Source organism: Shimia aestuarii (genome assembly GCF_900114635.1).
Classification (GTDB): Bacteria; Pseudomonadota; Alphaproteobacteria; order Rhodobacterales; family Rhodobacteraceae; genus Shimia; species Shimia aestuarii.
This window is the reverse complement of the sequence record NZ_FOTQ01000001.1, coordinates 330,453-348,392: the sequence shown is the minus strand read 5'-3', so window position 1 is coordinate 348,392 and position 17,940 is coordinate 330,453. Positions and strand designations below refer to the sequence as shown.

General features: G+C 62.6%; 18 protein-coding genes. 13 read left to right on the top strand and 5 right to left on the bottom strand.

The genetic code is table 11. The features are described 5' to 3' along the window. Nucleotides 1-9 precede the first annotated feature (9 nt). Nucleotides 10-1,467 carry an efflux RND transporter periplasmic adaptor subunit gene (locus tag BMZ35_RS01740; protein ID WP_093090300.1) on the top strand — a complete coding sequence of 486 codons (1,458 nt, stop codon included), beginning with the start codon at nt 10-12 and terminating at the stop codon, nt 1,465-1,467. 4 nt (nt 1,468-1,471) lie between these two features. Next, nucleotides 1,472-4,867, top strand: coding sequence for an efflux RND transporter permease subunit (locus BMZ35_RS01735; RefSeq protein WP_093090298.1), 3,396 nt, complete (start codon nt 1,472-1,474; stop codon nt 4,865-4,867). Between the two features lie 16 nt (nt 4,868-4,883). On the opposite strand, the gene BMZ35_RS01730 is transcribed toward BMZ35_RS01735, so the two are convergent. Next, on the bottom strand, nt 4,884-5,687 hold the full coding sequence (locus BMZ35_RS01730) for a protein-disulfide reductase DsbD domain-containing protein (RefSeq protein WP_093090296.1): 804 nt from the start codon (nt 5,685-5,687) through the stop codon (nt 4,884-4,886). A 170-nt stretch (nt 5,688-5,857) separates the two neighbouring features. Between BMZ35_RS01730 and BMZ35_RS01725 the strand changes: the two genes are divergently transcribed. Beyond that, entirely contained in the window at nt 5,858-6,412 is a 555-nt protein-coding gene (locus BMZ35_RS01725; protein WP_093090294.1) for a YqgE/AlgH family protein, read from the top strand. Nucleotides 6,413-6,535: 123 nt separating this feature from the next. Here the strand turns inward: BMZ35_RS01725 and BMZ35_RS01720 are convergent, their stop codons facing one another. Then, nucleotides 6,536-7,480, bottom strand: coding sequence for an L-threonylcarbamoyladenylate synthase (locus BMZ35_RS01720; RefSeq protein ID WP_093090292.1), 945 nt, complete (start codon nt 7,478-7,480; stop codon nt 6,536-6,538). Nucleotides 7,481-7,599: 119 nt separating this feature from the next. On the opposite strand from BMZ35_RS01720, the gene BMZ35_RS01715 reads away from it, so the two are divergent. From BMZ35_RS01715 to BMZ35_RS01695, 5 genes are all read left to right on the top strand, one after another. Beyond that, nucleotides 7,600-9,321, top strand: a complete 1,722-nt coding sequence (locus BMZ35_RS01715; protein ID WP_093090291.1) for an acyl-CoA dehydrogenase — start codon at nt 7,600-7,602, stop codon at nt 9,319-9,321. Next, complete coding sequence (locus BMZ35_RS01710; RefSeq protein WP_093090289.1) at nt 9,321-10,364, top strand: MBL fold metallo-hydrolase; 1,044 nt, start codon at nt 9,321-9,323, stop codon at nt 10,362-10,364. Before BMZ35_RS01715 ends, BMZ35_RS01710 begins: the two co-directional genes overlap by 1 nt. Nucleotides 10,365-10,426: 62 nt before the next feature. Then, the gene (locus tag BMZ35_RS01705; RefSeq protein WP_093092470.1) at nt 10,427-10,828 is read left to right on the top strand and encodes a DUF6173 family protein; all 402 of its coding nucleotides are present in this window, start codon (nt 10,427-10,429) and stop codon (nt 10,826-10,828) included. A gap of 80 nt (nt 10,829-10,908) precedes the next feature. Continuing rightward, nucleotides 10,909-11,043 (top strand): aa3-type cytochrome c oxidase subunit IV, encoded by a 135-nt coding sequence (locus tag BMZ35_RS01700; protein WP_093090287.1) that lies wholly within the window; start codon nt 10,909-10,911, stop codon nt 11,041-11,043. 23 nt (nt 11,044-11,066) lie between these two features. Continuing rightward, the gene (locus tag BMZ35_RS01695; RefSeq protein WP_131814309.1) at nt 11,067-11,708 is read left to right on the top strand and encodes a hypothetical protein; all 642 of its coding nucleotides are present in this window, start codon (nt 11,067-11,069) and stop codon (nt 11,706-11,708) included. A gap of 9 nt (nt 11,709-11,717) precedes the next feature. Here the strand turns inward: BMZ35_RS01695 and BMZ35_RS01690 are convergent, their stop codons facing one another. Both BMZ35_RS01690 and BMZ35_RS01685 read right to left on the bottom strand, forming a co-directional pair. Then, on the bottom strand, nt 11,718-12,035 hold the full coding sequence (locus BMZ35_RS01690) for an AzlD domain-containing protein (protein ID WP_093090283.1): 318 nt from the start codon (nt 12,033-12,035) through the stop codon (nt 11,718-11,720). Next, nucleotides 12,032-12,745 carry an AzlC family ABC transporter permease gene (locus BMZ35_RS01685; protein ID WP_093090281.1) on the bottom strand — a complete coding sequence of 238 codons (714 nt, stop codon included), beginning with the start codon at nt 12,743-12,745 and terminating at the stop codon, nt 12,032-12,034. The genes BMZ35_RS01690 and BMZ35_RS01685 overlap by 4 nt, the downstream gene beginning before the upstream one ends. A 150-nt stretch (nt 12,746-12,895) precedes the next feature. Between BMZ35_RS01685 and BMZ35_RS01680 the strand changes: the two genes are divergently transcribed. From BMZ35_RS01680 to rpiB, 5 genes are all read left to right on the top strand, one after another. After that, on the top strand, nt 12,896-13,780 hold the full coding sequence (locus BMZ35_RS01680; RefSeq protein WP_093090279.1) for a formate dehydrogenase accessory sulfurtransferase FdhD: 885 nt from the start codon (nt 12,896-12,898) through the stop codon (nt 13,778-13,780). Next, complete coding sequence (mobA, locus tag BMZ35_RS01675) at nt 13,777-14,421, top strand: molybdenum cofactor guanylyltransferase MobA (RefSeq protein ID WP_093090277.1); 645 nt, start codon at nt 13,777-13,779, stop codon at nt 14,419-14,421. The genes BMZ35_RS01680 and mobA overlap by 4 nt, the downstream gene beginning before the upstream one ends. A gap of 2 nt (nt 14,422-14,423) precedes the next feature. Further along, nucleotides 14,424-14,924, top strand: a complete 501-nt coding sequence (mobB, locus tag BMZ35_RS01670; protein WP_093090275.1) for a molybdopterin-guanine dinucleotide biosynthesis protein B — start codon at nt 14,424-14,426, stop codon at nt 14,922-14,924. Next, nucleotides 14,917-16,182, top strand: a complete 1,266-nt coding sequence (locus BMZ35_RS01665; RefSeq protein ID WP_093090274.1) for a molybdenum cofactor synthesis domain-containing protein — start codon at nt 14,917-14,919, stop codon at nt 16,180-16,182. Before mobB ends, BMZ35_RS01665 begins: the two co-directional genes overlap by 8 nt. 272 nt (nt 16,183-16,454) lie before the next feature. Next, nucleotides 16,455-16,898, top strand: a complete 444-nt coding sequence (gene rpiB / locus BMZ35_RS01660; RefSeq protein ID WP_093092468.1) for a ribose 5-phosphate isomerase B — start codon at nt 16,455-16,457, stop codon at nt 16,896-16,898. Nucleotides 16,899-16,911: 13 nt separating this feature from the next. Here rpiB and BMZ35_RS01655 read toward each other — a convergent pair whose 3' ends face one another. Beyond that, entirely contained in the window at nt 16,912-17,934 is a 1,023-nt protein-coding gene (locus BMZ35_RS01655; protein WP_093090272.1) for a hypothetical protein, read from the bottom strand. Nucleotides 17,935-17,940: the final 6 nt, after the last annotated feature.

The window sequence follows — 17,940 nt, the reverse complement described above, 5'->3', positions numbered from 1 at the left end:
GGCCGGCATATGCGGTTTTTGCGACAGAGTTTGACAGGATTGTTCCTGCTGGCCGTGACGGTGGGGGTGCTTTTGTTTGCCGGGCAGCTGGTGCGCGACGCGATCGAGGAACGGTTGGCGCGGGACAGCAAGGCCCCTCCTGCCCGTGAGCGGGTGTTTACCGTCAACGTGGTCACGGCTGTGCCCGAGGATATAGCGCCGGAACTGGTGGCCTTTGGCGAAGTTCGCAGTCGCCGCAGTCTGGAAATTCGCGCGGCTGCCGCTGGCACGATCATCCAGCTTTCGGAAAAATTCGAGGAAGGGGCGGAGGTCAGCGCGGGCGAAGTGCTGGTGCAGGTCGACCCGACCAAGGCGCGCTATGCCGTGGATCGGATCACAAGCGATCTACTGGATGCCGAGGCCGAGGAGCGGGATGCAAAACGCACCCTGAAACTGGCACAGGACGAGCTGGCCGCGGGCGAGGCGCAGCTTGACCTGCGCAACCGCGCATACGAACGGCAGGTCGATTTGCGCGAACGGGGTGTGGGCACGGCAGCGTCGGTGGAAACCGCGGAACTGGCGGTAGCAGGCGCGCGACAGGCGGTGTTGTCCAACCGCCGCGCGCTCGCACAGGCCGAGGCGCGGGTGGATCAGGCGGCGACCCGGCTGGAGCGTACACGAATTGCTCTGGCCGAGGCGGAGACCGATCTGAAGGACACGGTCATCACGGCGGATTTCTCGGGTACGTTGTCGGAAGTCTCGGTGGTGCAGGGTGGGCTGGTATCGCGCAACGAAAAACTGGCCCAGTTGATCGACAGTGACGCGCTTGAAGTGGCGTTTCGGGTGTCGACCCCGCAATATGCGCGCCTGCTGGATGACCAAAACAGGCTTTATCCGTCAGAAGTAAAAGTGTCTCTGGACGTGATGGGATCCGACCTGACCGCAACGGGCGTGATCACGCGTGATGCGGCGGCCGTGGGCGAGGGGCAGACCGGTCGGGTACTGTTTGCGCGGCTGGATGGCGCGCGCGGTTTGAAGCCGGGGGATTTCGTTACGGTGCGGGTTCAGGAACGGGTGCTGGAGAATGTCGTGCAACTGCCTGCGACGGCGCTGGATGCGGGCGGTGAAGTGCTCGTTGTCGGCGACGGGGATCGGCTTGAGGCGATGCGTGTGCGATTGCTGCGCCGACAGGGCGACACCGTTCTCGTGCGGGGGGCGGGGCTTGCCGGGCAACGTGTTGTGACGCGTCGCACGCCTCTTCTGGGCGAGGGTATTGCCGTGAAACCGCTGAGTGCCGCCGGAGCGGCAACACCCGAAGCGCCTGAGATGGTGGCGTTGAGCGACGAGGATCGCGCGCGGTATGTCGCCTTTATCGAGGCCAACAAGGCGATCCCGGCGGATGTGAAGAAACGCCTGATCACGGCGCTCAATCGGCCCGAGGTTCCGGCGCGCATGATCGAGCGTTTGCAAAGCCGGATGGGGGGCTGAGGCCATGCGCGAACTGGGAGATCGCGCCGGGGGCATCCTGTCATATTTCACACGCCACGCGACGGCCGCAAACCTGTTGCTGGTGGTGTTGATCATTGCCGGGCTGGCGGCGTTTCCGCGCATGCGGGCACAGTTTTTTCCCGACGTGATCGTCGACAATGTGACTGTCAACGTGACTTGGGATGGGGCCGGCGCGGAAGACGTGGATGCAGCGATTGTGCAGGTTCTGGAACCTGCCATGCTGGCCGTCGAGGGTGTGGAGCAGACGAACTCCCGTTCGACAGAAGGCCGCGCGCGGATCACGCTGGATTTCGAGCCCGGCTGGGATATGGCACGGGCAACGGACGACGTACAGGTCGCGGTGGATGCGGTCACAACCCTGCCGGAAGAGGCCGAGGAGCCTGTCGTGCGGCGCGGACGCTGGCGGGATCGGGTCACGGATGTGGTGATCACCGGCCCCGTGGCCATCGACCAGATCGCGCGGTTTGCCGATGAGTTTATCGCACGGTTGTATTCGGAGGGTGTGACGCGGACCACCATACGCGGCCTTGCCGAACGGGAAACGATCGTCGAGATTTCGTCGGTTGCGTTGATCACCCATGATGTGTCGATTGCCCAGATTGCCGAGGCCATCAAGGCCGAGGTCAATGCCGATCCGGCCGGGGATGTGACAGGGGCCGTGGCGCGGGTGCGTACAGGCGTCGAGAAACGTGCGCCGGACGAGATTGCCGGGATCATTCTGCGATCGAACCCGGACGGGACCAAGCTGACGATCGGGGATGTGGCGTTGATCCGGGTCGAGGGGGTGAACCGCAACCGCAGCTATTTCGTCGGCGAAGACCCGGCCATTTCGATCCGCATCGACCGCAGCGACAAGGGCGATGCCATCGGCATACAGGCCACGGTCGAAGACGTCGCGCGCACCATGCAGGCGACCCTTCCCAAGGGCGTCGAAATCCAGCTGATCCGGACACGCGCCGAGGCGATCACCGGGCGTTTGAACATCCTTCTGGACAATGGCGCCATGGGGCTGGTGCTCGTCGTGTGCTTGTTGTTCCTGTTTCTCAATGCACGGACCGCGATCTGGGTGGCGGCGGGAATTCCAACGGCGATGCTTGCCGCGGTGGCCCTGATGTATGTCGGCGGATTGACGATCAACATGATCTCGCTGTTTGCGCTGATCATCACGCTGGGTATCGTGGTGGATGATGCAATCGTGGTGGGGGAACATGCGGATGCACGGGCCCGGCGGTTGAATGAAACGCCGGTGGTGGCGGCTGAAAACGCGGCACGACGGATGGCGATGCCTGTGTTCAGTTCGACCCTGACCACGATCATCGCCTTTTTTGGCCTGACCATGATCTCGGGACGTTTTGGTGATCTGATCGCGGACATTCCGTTCACCGTGATTGCGGTGTTGGCGGCTTCGCTGATCGAGTGTTTCCTGATCCTGCCCAACCACATGGCCCATGCGCTCAAGCATACAGCCAAGGAGCATTGGTATGATGTCCCGAGCCGGGTGGTGAACCGCGGATTCCGCTGGTTCCGTGACGTGGTGTTCCGACGGGCAATCCGTCTTGTTGTGGTCATGCGGTATCCTGTGGTTGCCGGAGCGATCCTGATCCTTGCCACGCAGGCTGTGTTGTTCATTCAGGGGGATGTGCAGTGGCGTTTCTTCAACGCGCCGGAGCGCGGGTCCGTTACGGGGAATTTCGCGATGCTGCCCAGTGCCTCGCGCGAGGACAGCCTTGCCATGATGCGCGAGATGCAGCGCGCGACCGAGGAACTGGGCAAGGAATACGAAGAACGTTATGGGCGTAACCCTCTGGACTATGTGCTGGCCGAGGTCGGGGGCAATTCCGGGCGACCGATCCCGGGATCGGATACGATGGATGCCGACCTTTTGGGCGGGATCGCCATCGAGTTGATCGACGCGGATCTGCGCCCCTATTCCAGTTTTGCCTTTGTCGGCGAGTTGCAGGACCGCGTGGCGCGTCACCCGCTTGTCGAAACGGTGTCGTTCCGAGGTTGGCGGTCTGGGCCGGGAGGCGATGCGCTGGACGTGCAGTTTTTTGGCGCGGACAGCGACACGCTCAAGGCGGCAAGCGAAGCGCTCAAGACCGCTCTTGCAGAGTTTCCCGAGGTGTCGGCGGTCGAGGACAGCCTGAACTATGACAAGCAGGAACTGATCCTCGAATTGACCCCACAAGGGCATGCGCTTGGGTTTTCCATCGACTCACTTGGGCGGGTCTTGCGGCATCGCCTGAACGGGCTGGAGGCGGCGACCTACCCGGACGGGCCGCGTAGCGCACGCATTCGGGTCCAGCTTCCCGAAGGGGAGCTGACGGCAGATTTCCTGGAGGGCAGTCTTATGCGCACGCCTCAAGGCAAGTACGTGCCATTGGCCGACCTGGTAACGGTGGAAAGCCGCACGGGGTTCAGTACGGTGCGTCGGGAAAACGGTGTGCGGCAGATCAAGGTGACGGGGGATATTTCCGAGGACGATCCAGCGCGGGCCGAGCTGATCATTGAACGGTTGCAGGAAGACATCCTGCCCCGCATTGCCAGCGAACAACAGGTCGAATGGCAACTGGCCGGGCTGAGCGAGCAGGAGGACAATTTCCTGAGCGATGCGCGCACGGGGCTGATTCTGTGCCTGACAGGGATATACCTTGTACTGGCTTGGGTATTCTCAAGCTGGACCCGGCCCGTCGTGGTTATGGCGATTATTCCCTTTGGGCTGGTGGGCACGATCTATGGGCATTACATGCACGAAGTCCCGCTCAGCATGTTCACGGTGGTCGGGCTGATCGGGATGACCGGGATCATCATCAACGACTCGATTGTCCTTGTGACGACGATTGACGACTATGCGCATGATCGCGGGCTGATCCCTTCTATCATCGATGGCACAGCCGACCGTTTGCGCCCTGTGTTCCTGACCACGGCGACCACCGTTCTGGGGCTTGCACCGCTGTTGTTCGAGCGCTCGCAACAGGCGCAGTTTCTCAAGCCGACGGTGATCACGCTGGTCTATGGGCTTGGGTTCGGGATGGTGCTGGTTCTGATCGTGGTGCCCGCGTTACTGGCGATGCAGGCGGACGTTTCGCGCCAGGTGGCCGCGCTGCGTCGGGGCGTGCGGGCGCGCGGTCTGCGTGGCCTTTTGCTTGGGACCGGGGCGGTGCTGGTGGTGTGGCTCGGGCTGACGCTGGGCTGGACATTGTGGCAGGGCGGAATGCATCCGCAACTTGAGGCGCTGGTGCCTGCCCTGGAGGCCGTCCAGGGCCCCGGGTTGACCGTGGTGGTGTTCGCGGTTGGTGCCTGGGGCATCACCATGCTGGGTTATGGCATTGGTCTGTTGGGCCAGTTGTTTTCCCGCCGCCGGGCGGCGCGGGGATAAGCCCCAAGGGCTGATGTCAGCCCGCGCAGCCGCGAATATCAACCGCGTAGCGGGCGCCCAGAACGGTGAAGCGCAGAGTCGAACGATCAAGAATGAAGGGCTTGCCTTCAACATGCATCATCTCGGTCTCGGCAACCAACGTCCCGCCCTGACGTTTGGCGGTGCCTTCCGCAATCCAGATCTCCGGATCGACCGTCTCGATCACGGCGACCTCCGTCCCGCCGGCGCTGGGCATGTCGATGCGCGCGGTCAGTTTCAATCCGTCCCGGGTCGGGCTGAGGCGGCAGGTGACAGTACGCAGGCCGGCCTCGGAAGCCGATAGCGGACGATCGGCAAGTGCGGCGGCAATGCGGGCGTCGCGTTTGCCGTTCGGAGGCAGTTCGGCCTTGACGGTGATCTGCTGCGGCACACAGATGTCACGGCAGACACCAATGTCCAGATGAGCCTTCAGCCGGATCGGCTTGTCTGCCGATTTCGGTGTGATGCGTACCGGCAGGACCAGTTCCTGCTTGTAACCAATCGAGCGCATGCCGTTCTGTAGAAAGACGTGAGGAGTCGGCCACGTTATGTCGAGGCCGCGCAGGTTGCGCGAACCGCCCCAGTCGAAACGCGGCGGAATGCCCGCGTCGCCCGGAGCGCGCCAGTAGGTCTTCCATCCCGGATTGAGCGAAATCCGGATCGCCGCAGTGTGGCTGCCATCGCTGTTGCGCCAGCCCGGCAGGATCTCGGCCTGCACCACACCATCGTAGGATTGGGCGTGAACAGGGAGTATCGCGAGGCCAAGGAGCAGGCAGGTGATGGACAGTAGCTTTTGGATCATGACTCACATCTGGGCCATTCGACGTTCAATGCCAACTCACATTCCGGCGAGAAAATGTCGCGGGTTTGAAACATGCCAATCACCCTTGCGTCATCTCGTTCGGGGGCACATGTTGGAAAGGAGCACAACAGCACAGGGATGAGGCATTGACGGAAGACAGCGATACGGCAATGGACCTGACAGGTAAGATGTTGATTGCCATGCCCGGCATGGGCGATCCGCGTTTTGCCCATTCAGTGGTGTTTCTGTGTGCCCATTCAGAAGAGGGCGCGATGGGGTTGATCGTCAACAAGACGATGGACCGAATGCGCGTTTCAGACCTCCTCAAGCAGCTGTCTATTCGCCTGGAGCGCCCGGAATACGACGGAAACCTCTATTTCGGCGGACCTGTAGAGGGCGGGCGGGGGTTCGTGCTGCATTCCTCGGAATATCGTTCGGATCTGTCGACCCTGCGGGTGAACGAGGCCTTTGGCATGACTGCGACACAGGATGTTCTGGAAGCAATGGCGACGGGCGCGGGGCCGGAAAGAACCTTGCTGGCGCTTGGGTATAGCGGCTGGGGGCCCGGGCAACTGGAAGGTGAAATCGCGGCGAATGGTTGGTTGATCTGCGATGCAACACCGGAGTTGGTGTTTGACCTGGCCAATGCCGAAAAGTGGCCGGAGGCGTTGAAAAGCATCGGGGTGGATGCGCTCAGCCTGTCGGCCACGGCGGGGCATGCCTGACGCGGGTTTTGGGGCGCTGCCCCGTCACATCAAACCTGGGCTCCGCTCGTTCACGCCTGAAACGGTCCACAGGACCGTTTACAAGGCGGCGCTCACCCCCCGGTATTTATGGCAAAAGGAAAATCAGTGGCGCGGCGCGGCGGCGCGGGCGAGGCGATCATTGATCGCGCGCCCCAGACCATGATTCGGGATCGGTGATACGGCGATTGTTTCGGGATTTTCCGCGTCGAGCCGGTGCAAGAAGTGAAACAGGTTCGCTGCCGCTTCAGTCAGGTCACCCGACGGGCTGAGATTGAGCGTGGCGTTGTCGACTTTGCCGAAGCCCAGCAATATTTCGCCCGCGCCCAATGTCGTGGCATTGAGGCGGATGTGTGCACCGGGGGCGTAATGCGAGGTCATCTGACCCGGTGCGGTCAGGGGGTCGCCGGATTGGTGGGTCGCCACGGCGGCGCCAAGCGCGGCCTCTATGGCTTCCTGCGGTAAGCCGCCCTGGCGCAGCAGGATCGGGACATCCCAGAGACCAAGAATTGTGGATTCGACCCCGACATCGCAGGCCCCGCCGTCCAGAATAGCGTCGATCCGGCCAGAGAGGCCGTCAGCGACGTGGCCGGCGGTTGTTGGGCTGATCCTGCCGGAAGGGTTGGCCGAAGGGGCAGCCACGGGGCCACCGAAACGCTTAAGCAGGGTGCGGGCGACCGGGTGTTCGGGAACGCGGATGGCCAATGTCGGAAGCTCGGCCGTAACCAGTGGCGACAGGCCGCCGTCCGGTGCAAGTGGCAGGACCAGGGTCAGGGGGCCGGGCCAGAAGGCGGCGGCGAGGCGGTCGGCGGTATCGTTCCAGATGACAAAGCGCTTTGCCGTGGCGATGTCGGCCACATGCACGATCAGCGGGTTGAAGCGCGGGCGGCTTTTGGCCTCGAAAATGCGCGCAACCGCATGGTCGTTGCGCGCATCTGCGCCAAGCCCGTAGACCGTTTCGGTTGGAAAGGCGACCAGCCCGCCATTTTGCAGAATGGTGCAGGCGTGATCAAAGCCGGTCTCGTCTGACAAAAGGCGCTGGGTCTGCACGGGCGGCCCTCTCCTGTGACGCTGCGTTTTTCTTTGTCGGGCTGTTGAAGCCCCTTACTCTTGGGTGAAAAGCTGCATACAAGCGCCTGCACCCAAAGCCAAGCCAATTGGAGAAAGCCATGCCCTTCCGCGCCCCAGTGACCGACTTCCAGTTCCTGTTCGACCACGTGGTGGATTTTGCCGATGTCACGGCGACCGAGCGTTTTGCAGATGCGGACAAGGACGTGACGGATGCCATCCTGTCCGAAGCGGGGCGGATGTGTGAAGAGGTGATGTACCCGTTGCAGCGCAATGGCGACCTGCAGGGTGCGGTGCTGGAAAACGGCGTGGTGCGGACCTCGCCCGGTTTTGCCGAGGCCTATGCGCAGATTGCTGAGGGCGGGTGGATTTCGACCAGCGCGTCGCAGGAACATGGCGGTATGGGGCTGCCGCATTCGATCACCACGGCGGTGAACGAAATGATGAGCGCGGCATGCCTGTCGTTGCAGCTGAACCCGCTGATGACACAGGGCCAGATCGAGGCGCTGGAGCATCACGCAAGCGACGAGATCAAGGCGCTTTACCTGCCCAAGCTGATGACCGGCGAATGGGCCGGGACCATGAACCTGACCGAACCGGCGGCGGGGTCCGATGTGGGCGCGCTGCGCTCCAAAGCCGAACCGAATGGCGATGGCAGCTATGCGGTCTCGGGGCAGAAGATCTTCATCAGCTGGGGTGACAATGACTTCACCAAGAACGTCTGCCACCTTGTTCTGGCCCGTTTGCCGGATGGGGCGCCGGGCACCAAGGGGATCAGCCTGTTCATGGTGCCCAAGTACATCCCGGACGCGAACGGAGAGCCGGGCGTGGCCAACAGCCTCAAGGTGGTGAGCCTCGAACACAAGCTGGGCCTGCATGGCTCACCCACGGCCGTGATGGAATATGATGGGGCGACCGGCTGGCTGATCGGAAACGAACATGACGGCATGAAATGCATGTTCACCATGATGAACAACGCGCGACTTGGCGTCGGTGGTCAGGGTGTGGGCGTTGCCGAGGGTGCCTATCAGCATGCGCTGGCCTATGCGATGGATCGCAAACAGGGGCGCACGCCCGTTGGTGACGGCGCAGGTACCATCCTGGATCACGCGGATGTTCGCCGGATGCTGGCGACGATGAAGGCCGATATCTTTGCCGCGCGCGCCATTGAAATGGCTTGTGCCGTCGCGATCGACATGGGGACCGCCACCGACGACAAGGATTGGAAGGCACGGGCCGCATTCCTGACGCCGATTGCCAAGGCGTTCGGCACCGACACCGGGATTGCCGTGGCCGAAATGGGGGTTCAGGTGCATGGCGGCATGGGCTTCATCGAGGAAACCGGGGCGGCGCAATACGCCCGCGACGTGCGTGTGACCGCGATCTATGAGGGCACCAATGGCATTCAGTCGATGGACCTTGTGGGGCGCAAGCTGATGGATGGCGGCGACGCCGCCTATGCGCTGCTGGACGAGATTGAGGACCGGGCCGAAGCCGTACGTGGCACGTTCCCGGAGTTGGCCGAGCCGGTCTGGCAAGCCACGGAAACCCTGCGCGAGGCGACCGAGTGGATGGTGGCCCAAGGCAACATGAACGACCGTTTTGCCGGATCGGTGCCGTTCCTCAAGGGGTTTGCGCGGGTGCTGGGCGGGTATTACCACCTGCGCGCGGCCGTGGCCGAAGGTGGGCAGGGACCGCGCAGCAAGCTGGCGCAGTTCTATGTCAAACGCCTGTTGCCAGAGCATGCCGGCCTGTTGACCCACGCGATGCAGGGGGCAGATGACCTCTATGCGCTGAGCGCAGAAGATCTGGGCGCGGCCTGATGGCGGACGGCGCGGCAGGCATTCGTTACCCCTGGGACACGCCCCCGGAAGAGGGGCAGGCGATTGAGGTGGCCGACGGGGTGTTGTGGATGCGCCTGCCGCTGCCGATGGCGCTCGATCATGTCAACATCTATGCGCTCGATGAGGGCGACAGCTGGACAATTGTCGACACCGGGTTTGACAGCAAGCGCAGCCGCGCGATCTGGGAAGGGTTGATGGCGGGACCGCTGGGCGGCAAGCCGATTTCACGGCTGATCGTGACCCATCATCACCCCGACCATGTCGGGTTGGCAGGTTGGTTCCAGGAAGCGCATGGCGCGGAGCTTTGGACGACGCGCACGGCTTGGCTTTTCGCGCGGATGCTGCAGCTGGACGAACAGGCGGTGCCGCGTCAGGAGACGTTGGAATTCTATCGCCGCTGCGGCATGGATGAAGAGATCTATAACGAGCGCAAGAGCGAACGGCCCTTCAACTTTGCGGACGTCGTGGCGCCAATGCCTCTGGGCTTTCGCCGGATCAAGCAGGATGACGTAATCCACATCGGTGGGCGCGACTGGGACGTACATATTGGCAATGGCCATGCGCCCGAGCACGCGACCTTGTGGAGCCGGGACGACAATCTTGTTCTTTCAGGCGACCAGATCCTGCCTTCGATCAGCTCGAATATCGGGGTCTATGCCACGGAACCCGAGGCCGATCCGGTGGCCGACTGGCTGGAAAGCTGTGAGCGGCTCAAGGCGTTTGCGCGGCCCGATCAGTTGGTGCTTGGCGGGCATAAGTTGCCCTTTACCGGGGCGCCCACGCGGATGCGGCAGTTGATCGACAACCACCACGGCGCGCTGGAGCGACTAGTGGGACATCTTGATACGCCCAAGACCGCGAGCGAATGTTTCCCGCCGCTGTTCAAACGCACAATCGACAAGGGCGCCTATGGGCTGGCTCTGGTCGAGGCCCTTGCCCATCTCAACCATCTTTACCATGTTGGACTGGTAAGCCGCACCCTGCGCGACGACGGCGCGTGGATGTGGCAGAAGATTGGCTGAGGGAGACCCGCGTGAGCGACGAAGAGATCAAGACCACCGCCGAGGCTGTTGAGGCGGCGGCCATGCCGCGTCGCCATGAAGTTCATGCCGACCCGGATGTGGAGCCCTGTGCAGTGCCCGACTCCGTGGCGCAAACACCCGTGACACAGAAAAGCCCGGCGGAATGGGCTTATGAGCGGCTGATTCTCTATATCCAGAACTTCGAACAACAACTGGACAATGAACACGAGGTCGCGATGGGGTTCACCGGAGGAGATGCCGGGGTTCTCAGGATCGAGGGCATGGGGTTCTTCGACCCGGATATCGTCACCTTCTACGGCACCGATTCGAACGGCATAAAAACCCAGCTTGTCCAGCATGTCAGCCAGCTCAACGTCATGCTGCGTGCCTTGCCTCGGCAGGTGGAAGAAGGCGCCCCAACCCGGATCGGGTTCCGGCTGGCACAGGATCTGGCAAAATCCTGATCCACTGCGCGACATTGACGTGGTGACAGGCCAGCGCGAATGCGCTATCCAGCGGGAAACAAGACTTAAGGAATGCGAACATGGCTGAACATAAACAAGGTTCGATGGATATCTCCGTTCAGGAAAAAACCTTTGCTGGTTTCATCAAGGCATCGATGTGGGTTGCCGGTGTGTCGATCGGTGTCCTGATCTTCCTGGCGCTTTTCAACAGCTGATACGGACGGGCGGGATTGCACGCATGAAAACGTTGCTTCGCCTTTGTACGGCCTTGGCCGTTATGGCTACGCTTACGGCGTGTTCCATACGCAATCCCGTTGAGACCAATTCGTCAGACGCAGAAGTGGCGCAGGCCCGCTATGTGCATTCGGGTCCGCCGCGTCTGACGCTGTACACGATGATTTCGAACTCGAGTGGCGCGGGCGCGCACACGTCTTTGATGATCAACGGCAGCCAACGGGTGGCTTTTGATCCGGCGGGATCGTTTCGAACCGGGGGCATCGTCGCCAAGAACGATGTGGTCTATGGGATGAGCCCCTATCTGGTGGATCAATACACCCGTTACCACGCGCGCGAGACGTATCACGTGGTTCTGCAATCCGTCGACGTAAGTCCTCAAGTCGCCGAAATGGCGTTGCGCAAGGCGCAGTCGACGGGTCCGGTTCTTGAAGCGCAATGTGCCTATACGACATCAAGCATCATCGCGAGCCTGCCCGGGTTCGAAGGTGCTCCGGTCACCTACTCCCCCCTGAAATTGTCCGAGTATTTTGCCAAGAAGGGCGCCAGCTATGACCGGTTGTTCGAGCAGGATGGGGACGACAACTCCCGGGTTCTGAAGGCCTTTATTCCCGAATACGAGCTGAACAAACCCAAGGTGAACTGATCGGCGGGATCAGCCCAGAAGGTATAGCGCGCCATAGAGCGTGACCGCGCCCCCGCCAATCGCCAGCAATACATTGCCGTACCGCAGTCCGAGCGCCAGTGTCACCAGCGCCGCCATCAGACGGGGCGGGTCGATCGCACCATTGGTGGCCTGTGGCCAGACAACCAGGGGCGTGACAAGGGCCGGGAGAATGGCGACGGCCGTGTAGCGCAGGTGGCGCAGTACCCAGGGCGGCATTTCGCGATCCCCGACAAGCCCCAGAAACAGGAAGCGCAGGCCAAAGGTGCCGATGCCCATCGCGATGATGACAATCCAGATTTCCTTCATGACGCGCGACGCCTTTCCGTCCAGAGTTCAACCTGAGCCCCGGTGATCATCCCGGCAATGCCCGCGACCATGAGGCCAAGATTGTAGGGCAGGAAGGCAAAAACCAGCGACAGCGTGACGGCAACGAGCGCCGCGGCGACATGCGCCCCGGTGCGCAGCATCGGACCGATCATGGCGAGGAAACAGATCGGCACTGCAAAATCCAGCGCCAGACCCGGTGGGATCGTCTTGCCGATCAGGGCGCCGACGAAGGTTGCAAGATACCAGTTGGGCGCGACAGGCGTGATCGCCCCCATCATGTAAGAGAACTTCTGGGGCAGGGTCATGTCCGGCTCTTGCTCGTATTTCACGCTGGACAACGCGTAGTTCTGGTCCACGAGGAAATAGGCGGCAATGACCCGATGCCAGAAGGGCAGGCCGCCAATATGCGGTGTGAGCGAGGCCGAATACATCGCCATGCGCAGATTGACGGCGAGCGCAGAGATGATGACGATCACTGTCGGCGCATTCTCGGCCATGAGTTGCAGGGCGGTGAACTGTGCCGCCCCCGCGATCACGAGGACCGTGAAGGACATGGTCTCAAAAATCGAAAGGCCGGCTTCGGTCGCGACCACGCCGAAAAGCAGGCCGAAGGGCGCCACCACGAAGATGAAGGGCAACCCGTCGCGAATGCCCTTGAGGTAATATGAACGGTCGAAATACGAAGTCATGCCAGGTCCTGAATGCGTCTGCACCGATCTGCTCTAACGCGCGGGGCATGGCGATGCAATTGGCATGGTTGCCGGACTGTGCTTGGGTGGTGGTCAAGCGCCGGAAACGGTCGTAGGGTCGCCGGGCATGATGCCGAATGGGAGAAGAGCGTGTCGACCCTTGATGTGACGTCCCAGTACCTGATCGCCCCGGACCCGAGTGCCGCGCGGCTGACGCGGGCGGTGAGCGGGTATGATCATGACGGAAACCCGGTGGAGATTTCCGTGGTCGAGGAACGGCCGCTGACGATCTATCTCAACCGGCAGGAAATCGTCACCGCGATGACGATTGGCGATTATCCCGAATATCTGGCGCTCGGGTTTTTGCGCAATCAGGGCATGTTACGTGCCGAAGATGTGGTCACGGCGGTCGATTATGACGAAGAGCTTGAGGTCGTGGTTGTGCGCACCACCGTAGAGACCAGCCATGAAGAAAAGCTTAAGAAGAAGACCCGTACCTCTGGCTGCGCGGTTGGCACGGTGTTCGGGGACATGATGGAAGGGCTCGACGGCGTGCGTTTGCCACAAACCGAGGTCAGGACATCCGACCTTTACGCGCTGGCCCATACAATCAACCGAACGCCCTCTTTGTATCTTGAGGCCGGGGCCATTCATGGCACGGTTCTGTGCCAGGGGGCGCGGCCCCTTGTTTATATGGAAGATGTGGGTCGGCATAACGCGGTCGACAAGATCTCGGGGTGGATGTTCGATACTGGCACGGGGCCGGAGGACAAGGTGCTGTATACCACCGGGCGGCTGACGTCCGAGATGGTGATCAAGACCGCGCTGATGGGCATTCCGGTGCTGGTGTCGCGGTCGGGTTTTACCGCGTGGGGCGTCGAGATTGCCCGTCAGGTCGGGTTGACCGTAGTCGGGCGTATGCGCGGGCGGCGGTTTGTCTGTCTGAGCGGGGAGGAACGGCTGGTGCGTGACGTGGACCCGGCCAGTGTGGTCGAGGAAGACCGCAAGCATCGCCGCAAGGGAGCGCCGTCATGAAACAGCCGTTGGGCGTTATTCTGGCGGGTGGACAGGCCACGCGCATGGGCGGGGGCGACAAGGGGCGCCTGATGCTTGGCGGACAGTCGATCCTGGAGCATGTGATAGACCGGCTGGCCCCCCAGGTGGCGCAGGTTGCGCTGAATGCCAATGGCGATGCGGCGAGGTTCGCTGATCTGGATTTACCGGTGCTGGCAGACAGTATCGAGGATTATGCCGGGCCTCTGGCCGGGGTGCTGGCGGGGCTGGACTGGGCGGCGGAACAGGGCGGGGACACTATCGTGACCGTGGCCGCCGATACGCCTTTTTTTCCGTGCGATCTGGTGCCGCGATTGCTTTTGGCGACGGAAGGTATGAAGCACCGGCTGGCCCTGGCCGCGACGCCGCGCAAGGCTGGTGAGGTGACCAAATCCATGTCGCGATCCGGGCTGATCCGGCATCCGACTTTTGGCATCTGGCCGGTGGCCTTGCGGGATGATCTGCGGCGCGCGCTGGAAGGCGGGCTGCGCAAGGTGGTGCTGTGGAGCGATCCGCATGGCGGGCGGCTGGCAGAGTTTGACGCGGGCGAAGTGGATCCGTTTTTCAACGTGAACACGCCCGAGGACCTCGTTGCGGCACAGGCGATGGTTGGGGAGGTGTAACGATGCGGATTTATGGCGTCGTTGGATGGAAAAATGCCGGAAAAACAGGGCTGATGGAGCGGTTGGTGACGGAGATCACCGGGCGGGGATATAGCGTGTCGACGATCAAGCATGCGCACCACAGTTTTGACGTCGACCAGCCGGGACGGGACAGCTATCGCCATCGGGTTGCGGGCGCGCGCGAGGTGTTGTTGGCATCGGGCAACCGGTGGGCATTGATGCATGAATTGCGCGACGAAGAGGAACCCAGCCTGCAAACCCTGTTGGGGCGGTTGTCGCCGGTCGATCTCGTGCTGGTTGAAGGCTACAAGCGCGATGCGCACCCCAAGGTCGAGGCGCACCGGGCCGAGACGAAGAACCCGTTGATCGCTCCGGGGGATGACAGTGTTCGTGCGATTGCCTCGGATGTGCCACTGGAAAGCGACAGGCCGGTTTTTGGGCTGGACGATACGGGGGCGATTGCGGATTTTATCCTTGCAGAAGTGGGGCTTGGCCATGCGTAGTCCGCTGACGCCACCGCCGTTGACCAACGACTGTTTTGCCTTGCCTGCGGGAACACACTGGACGCCGGTGGACGAGGCGCTGGCAGATCTCAAGGCACGGTTGCGCCCGGTGGTGGGGCAGGAGACCGTGCCGTTGGGCGCAGCGCTGGATCGTGTTCTGGCTGAGGACGTGGCGGCCCTGCGGGCCAATCCGCCGCAAGCCAATTCGGCGGTGGACGGCTATGGGATGCGGCATGCGGACGTGGTCGATGGGCCGCAAAGCTTGCCCTTGGTCGAAGGGCGGTCGGCGGCGGGTGATCCGTTTTCTAGCGTTGTTCCAGAGGGTTATGCCATTCGCATCCTGACCGGGGCGACGATCCCCGAAGGGGTGGATACGGTCATCCTGCAGGAAGATGTGTCGACGGATGGCAAGGCGATCGCCTTTCACGGACCGCTCAAGAAAGGCGCCAACACGCGGCGGGCGGGCGAAGATGTGGATGCGGGTCAGACGATCCTGCGGGCCGGGCAGCGGCTGGGGCCGGCGGAGCTGGCCTTGGCGGCGGCGACGGGGGTGGGCGCTTTGCCGGTGCGTAAGCGGTTGCGCGTGGCGGTGGTGTCGACCGGGGATGAACTGGCCGATGCCGGGGGCGCTGCGCGGGCCGACCAGATTTTTGATGCCAACCGTCCTATGCTGCTCGCTATGGTCAAACGCTTTGGATTCGAAGCCGTGGACCTTGGACGTGCGCCGGATAACCGTCTGGCTTTGAAGGGTTTTCTGGATGACGCGGCAGAGGCGGCGGATTTGATCCTGACCTCTGGTGGGGCGTCGGCGGGGGATGAGGATCATCTTGCGGCGCTGCTCAATGAAAGCGGGGCCATGGCGCTTTGGCGGATGGCGATCAAGCCGGGGCGGCCCTTGGCGCTGGGGGTGTGGCAGGGCACGCCGGTCTTTGGGCTGCCGGGCAATCCGGTGGCAGCGATGGTCTGCACATTGATCTTTGCGCGCCCTGCGATGGGGGTGATGGCGGGCGAGGGCTGGCTGTCTCCTCAGGCGCTGCAAGTGCCTGCGGCCTTTGAAAAAAACAAGAAACCGGGGCGCCGGGAATACCTGCGGGCGCGGCTCAGGAATGGGCGGGCCGAGGTGTTCAAATCGGAAGGCTCGGGGCGGATCAGCGGGCTGAGCTGGGCTGAGGGGCTGGTCGAGTTGCCGGACGGGGAAATGCAGGTGCGGGACGGCAGTTTGGTAACGTTTTACCCCTATGCCAGCTTCGGCCTGTGACGAATCAATGGTAAATCCTTGTTTTTGATGGAGAACAGCTTTCGGTATTGCGTCGGTATCACGTCGGTATTGTGTCGGTATCGTTTTGCGGATCCGGCCTTCAGGCGGGTGTTAACGCAGCGCTCTTAACCGACCGGGGCGATCTGTTAAGAATTGCGGCTGGACCCCAAAACCGGGCGTGGTAAGGAGTGCCCACCACTCACCAGACGTCCCACGGGCCGCTGACCGGATCGGTAGGCTGCGCGTTGGGGCGACAACAGAAAGACATGTCCATGACTGCCAACAAACGCATCGTGCTTTCGAGCGATCATGCCGCCATTGATCTGCGCCGCGCGGTGGCCGATCACATCGCCGCCCAGGGCTGGGACGTGCTGGATATTGGGCCGACCACGACCGAGAGCACGCATTATCCGCTGCACGGCAAGGCGGCCGCAGAGAAGGTGGCGTCGGGCGATTGTGCGCTGGGCATCATCCTGTGCGGCACGGGGCAAGGCATCATGATGGCGGCGAACAAGGTGCCGGGCATTCGCTGTGGCGTGTGTTCGGATACGTTTTCGGCCGCGATGATCCGCCAGCACAACGACGCCAACATGCTGTCGATCGGTGCGCGGGTCGTGGGCGAGGGGCTCGCGCTGGAGATCGTCGATGCGTTCCTTGGTGCCGATTTCGAAGGCGGGCGCCATGCGACGCGCGTCGAAATGATCGAGGCGTCCTGACGCGACGGGCCGGTTAGTCGAAGATCCCGGCGACCCGGCCCAGCAGCATGAAGGCGCGCGCGGTGCGGGTGTCGGCCAGTGCGGCGATCTCGCTATCCGAGGCGGTTTCCTCGAACTCGATGAAGCTCTTGTCGAAGCGGCGCAGGAAATGGTGTGCCGCGTCGCGGAAGATCGGATCCTGTTTCATGCGGCCCGCGGCCAGCGCCAGAGAGGATCGGTCGCGGATGCCGCCAAGCGCGGCGATGGCGCGGCCCCGCTCCCCGGCGGCAAAGCGGCGCCAGATTTCCGGGCGTGCCAGATCCGGGCGCAGATCGTCCATGTAGATTCCGTCCTGACTGAGCAGGGTGAGCACATCCTGGCTGGCCTGGATCAGCGCTGCCGACTGGCGGTCGCGCAGGGCCTTGCGCAGGGCGGCAAAGCCTTCCTTGTCATCGGCGGTTTCCGGGAAGTTCAGCGCGGTGATGAAATCGTTGCGCGGCAAGGGCGGGGAAAGCTCTTCGGCGGGGGTGCCCAAGGCCAGAAGACCCTGATCCGCGCCATCGTCAGACGGGGGTGCCGGCTCGGGCGTCTTGCGAATTCCGGTGTCGCGGTCGCGCGTGGTCGAGAACGTGGCCAGTGCGGTTTCGGTTTTGCGGGTGGCGGCGGCAATCTCGTCGAGTTTCTTGGCGACAGAGGGTTCCAGCCCGCCCTGCGGGCGCGCGCCCTGGGTCTGGGCCACGTAGGTGCGGCGCATGGCGTCAATCGCGGCCTGCAAACGTGTGCTTTCTTCGCGCATCACACGGGAGGAGCGCGCCGCGGTGGCGGCAACCCAGATCATCGCCACGGGCATGAAGATTGCCAGCAGCGTCATCATGAAGCGCAGGCTGTCCACGTCACCGCTCGTGTCGGGTTTCAGGACAAGAAAGAACAACACAGTGCCGGCCAGCCAGACAAAGCTCAAGCCGACGGCAACAACCTCGATACCCGTGACCTTGGGCTGCTCGGGTTTGTCGTAGATGCCCAGCGGGGTGGGCTTGCTGTCGCTTTCGTCTGCCATCTGGTT

Bases quoted from the DNA above. Each gene is read 5' to 3' on its own strand.
- BMZ35_RS01725 (WP_093090294.1), top strand. From the start codon at position 5,858: ATGGACCTGACAGGTAAGATGTTGATTGCCATGCCCGGCATGGGCGAT.
- BMZ35_RS01730 (WP_093090296.1), bottom strand. From the start codon at position 5,687: ATGATCCAAAAGCTACTGTCCATCACCTGCCTGCTCCTTGGCCTCGCG.
- rpiB (WP_093092468.1), top strand. From the start codon at position 16,455: ATGACTGCCAACAAACGCATCGTGCTTTCGAGCGATCATGCCGCCATT.
- BMZ35_RS01690 (WP_093090283.1), bottom strand. From the start codon at position 12,035: ATGAAGGAAATCTGGATTGTCATCATCGCGATGGGCATCGGCACCTTT.
- mobB (WP_093090275.1), top strand. From the start codon at position 14,424: ATGCGGATTTATGGCGTCGTTGGATGGAAAAATGCCGGAAAAACAGGG.
- BMZ35_RS01740 (WP_093090300.1), top strand. From the start codon at position 10: ATGCGGTTTTTGCGACAGAGTTTGACAGGATTGTTCCTGCTGGCCGTG.
- BMZ35_RS01715 (WP_093090291.1), top strand. From the start codon at position 7,600: ATGCCCTTCCGCGCCCCAGTGACCGACTTCCAGTTCCTGTTCGACCAC.
- BMZ35_RS01710 (WP_093090289.1), top strand. From the start codon at position 9,321: ATGGCGGACGGCGCGGCAGGCATTCGTTACCCCTGGGACACGCCCCCG.
- BMZ35_RS01665 (WP_093090274.1), top strand. From the start codon at position 14,917: ATGCGTAGTCCGCTGACGCCACCGCCGTTGACCAACGACTGTTTTGCC.
- BMZ35_RS01735 (WP_093090298.1), top strand. From the start codon at position 1,472: ATGCGCGAACTGGGAGATCGCGCCGGGGGCATCCTGTCATATTTCACA.
- BMZ35_RS01705 (WP_093092470.1), top strand. From the start codon at position 10,427: ATGCCGCGTCGCCATGAAGTTCATGCCGACCCGGATGTGGAGCCCTGT.
- mobA (WP_093090277.1), top strand. From the start codon at position 13,777: ATGAAACAGCCGTTGGGCGTTATTCTGGCGGGTGGACAGGCCACGCGC.
- BMZ35_RS01695 (WP_131814309.1), top strand. From the start codon at position 11,067: ATGAAAACGTTGCTTCGCCTTTGTACGGCCTTGGCCGTTATGGCTACG.
- BMZ35_RS01685 (WP_093090281.1), bottom strand. From the start codon at position 12,745: ATGACTTCGTATTTCGACCGTTCATATTACCTCAAGGGCATTCGCGAC.
- BMZ35_RS01655 (WP_093090272.1), bottom strand. From the start codon at position 17,934: ATGGCAGACGAAAGCGACAGCAAGCCCACCCCGCTGGGCATCTACGAC.
- BMZ35_RS01700 (WP_093090287.1), top strand. From the start codon at position 10,909: ATGGCTGAACATAAACAAGGTTCGATGGATATCTCCGTTCAGGAAAAA.